The sequence below is a fragment of the Streptomyces laculatispora genome, from assembly GCF_017353455.1.
GTDB classification, from domain to species: Bacteria; Actinomycetota; Actinomycetes; order Streptomycetales; family Streptomycetaceae; genus Streptomyces; species Streptomyces laculatispora.
Window position 1 is genome coordinate 1 of the sequence record NZ_JAFMPZ010000427.1, and the last position, 2,867, is coordinate 2,867.

Annotated in this window: 3 protein-coding genes; 2 read left to right on the forward strand and 1 reads right to left on the reverse strand. The window is 69.9% G+C overall.

The genetic code is table 11. The features are described from left to right. The coding region (locus J1C73_RS21235; protein ID WP_207317811.1) for an aspartate aminotransferase family protein at nt 1-879 on the reverse strand (879 nt) is incomplete at its 3' end. Between the two features lie 288 nt (nt 880-1,167). On the opposite strand from J1C73_RS21235, the gene J1C73_RS21240 reads away from it, so the two are divergent. After that, nucleotides 1,168-2,025: an IclR family transcriptional regulator gene (locus tag J1C73_RS21240; protein ID WP_123468301.1), complete on the forward strand. Its 858-nt coding sequence runs from the start codon at nt 1,168-1,170 to the stop codon at nt 2,023-2,025. A 208-nt stretch (nt 2,026-2,233) separates the two neighbouring features. Continuing rightward, on the forward strand, nt 2,234-2,867 hold a 634-nt coding region (locus J1C73_RS21245; protein ID WP_504744041.1), incomplete at its 3' end, for a putative phage tail protein.

The window sequence follows — 2,867 nt, forward strand, 5'->3', positions numbered from 1 at the left end:
GAGGTCCATCAGGTCGGCGCGGCCGCCGATCGCGCCGACGGGGGCGCCGTTGGCGATGGCCTTGCCGAGGGTGGTGAGGTCGGGGGTGACGCCGGAGATCTGCTGCCAGCCGCCGAGGCCGTGGCGGAAGCCGGTGATGACCTCGTCGAAGATCAGGACACTGCCGGCCTCCGTGGTCTCCTCGCGCAGCGTGGTGAGGAACTCCTGGTACGGCAGGAGCGCGCCGACGTTGTGCGGGACGGGCTCGACGATGACGGCGGCGATGTCGGAGCCGTGCTCGGCGAAGGTGCGCCGGACGGCCTCGCTGTCGTTGAACGGCAGGACGAGGGTGGCTTCGAGGACCTCGGGCAGGATGCCGGTCGAGATCGGGTCGTGGCCGCCGACCTTCTCGGGCGCGGAGATGACGTTGAGGCTGACCGAGTCGTGCCAGCCGTGGTAGCAGCCCTGGAACTTGACGACGAGGCGGCGGCCGGTGGCGGCGCGGGAGACCCGCAGCGCGTGGAACGTCGCCTCACTGCCGGTGCTGGTGAGCAGCACCTTCTCGATCGAGGGGATCAGCTCGGTGAGCTGTTCGGCGAGGAGGACCTCGCCCTCGGTGACGCCGACACCCATGTGACCGAGGGTGGCGCCGGCCTCCGCGGTGGCGCGGGCCACGTCGGGGTCGTTGTGGCCGAGCAGCGGCGGGCCGAACGCCGAGTGGAAGTCGGTGTACTCGCGTCCGTCGGCGGTACGGAACCGTGCGCCGTCGGTCCCGGTGACGACCAGGTCGGTCAGTCCGGGAACACTGCGCTGACCGCTGTTCACGCCGCCGGGTACGACCTGGCGGGCGCGTTCGGCGAGTCGGGCTCCGGATTCGTTGCCTACCGGGCCTGAACTCATGGTGCTTGCTCCTTGCGTCGAGAGTCGTCGGTTTTCGCGGGCCCTGCCCGGCCCGTGAGTCCCTGGCGCCATCCGCCCGGCAGTCGCCGCAGGAAGAGGTGATCCGTGGTGCTCGGTACTGCGTTTCGCTTTTTCAGAACACTGTTCTGTAGAGCAGAACAGTGCCTGGATATTACGTCCGCCTCAGAGGCCGGTCAACCCCCTTTCGGCCACTCAACGCCCCAATTCCGGGCTTTCCTTGGCTCGGACGTACACCTCGGGACCCCAGAGGCACTAAGCTGTTCTGCTATGACGAACAGTGCTGCCCCAGAAGAACCGAAGTACTGGGTCAAGAGCGTGGCCAGGGCAGCCGACATCCTCGAAGCGCTCGCCGCCCCCTCGCAGGGCAACGGCATGAGCGTCACCGAGGTCGGCCAGGTCTGCTCCATCTCCAAGAGCGCCGCCTTCGGCATGCTCCAGACCCTGCGCGCCTACGGCCTCGTCTCGGACGACGGCGAGGGCATGAACCGCCGCTACCGGCTCGGCATGAGCCTGGCCAGGCTCGGCGACCGGGCCAGGTCCCAGGTCTCGCTGCGCGGGGTCGCCCACCCCGTCCTGCGCGAGCTCACCCGGGCCACCGGCATGGCCTCCAGGCTCGCCGTGCCCGAGGACGGCCACGCGGTCGTGGTGGACCAGGTCGAGCTCGACCAGCGCGTCCGGCTCGATCTGCGGATGGGCCAGCGCGAGCTGCCGCACTGCACGGGCCTGGGCAAGGCGCTGCTCTCCGCGGTGCCGCCGGGCGAGGCGGCCTCGATCGTCGAGCGGTTCGGGCTGCCCCGGCGCACGTCCCGCACGATCACCGACCCGGCGACCTTCCTGTCCCATCTGCGCGACATCGCCCGGGTCGGCTACGCCCTGGACGACGAGGAGGACGCCGAGGGCATCATCTGCATCGGCGCACCGGTGTTCGACGACCGCTCGGTGTGCGCCGGGGCCGTCTCCATCACCGGTCTCAAGCTCGGCCTGCCGGCCTGGCGCTACCAGGAACTGGGCGGCCAGGTGCGGGACTCGGCCCGCCGGATCAGCGTCTCCCTGGGCTGGGTGGACGCCCCGGAGGACGACCCGTCGGACACCGCGGCATCGCATTCCGACGAAATCGGGTCTTGACCGATCGGCACAACCCGCCGTAGGTTCCCTGCCAACCGCGGTGACACTCACCCGTCACCGCCGATTTACCCCTCCCGGTCCGATTCCGACGCCTGCCCACCGCGTCGCGAACATCAGACGGCCGGACCCTTTTCAGCCATCCGCCTCATGGCAGTCCACCGCAGGAACGCTCCCTCACTTGTCGCGCTTCTCGGAAGGCGAAGTCCGCATGAGCGTTCCGCACCACCACACCCCTGCGTCGTCCCGCCGGAATCTGCTGCGGGCCTCGGGGCTCGCCGGTCTGGTCATGGCCGGTTCGGCCGTGGCCACCGCCCCGGCCCAGGCCGCACCCGCACACACCGGCGACGTACTGCGCCTCGACACCGTCGCCGAACTGCGCGCCCTGAACACCAAGCCGCTCGACCACGGCACCCAGATCCTCCTCGCCGGCTACCACACCCCCGGCGACGGCGGCGCGATGGCCCTGCGCTGGGACAAGAAGTCCACCACCGCCCACAACGGCGGCACCGTCATCGCACCCACCCACACCAGCAAGACCGGCCGCTGGCACCAGCTCCACACCGGCACCCTCGACTTCCGCACCTTCGGCCACCACGACGCCACCACACCCGCCGACGCCGCACTCGACGCGATGATCGCCGACCCCACCGTCCACCGCATCGAAGCCCACACCGACCTCCTCTTCACCAAACGCCACCTCTGGAACCGCTCCAACATCGAACTCGACTTCGGCGGCCACCACCTCCACACCGAAGGCATCGAGAAGAACACCCACGACAACCCCTTCGGCGCCGTCCTCTCCTTCCGCGGCACCCCCACGAACACCACCGTCACCCACACGC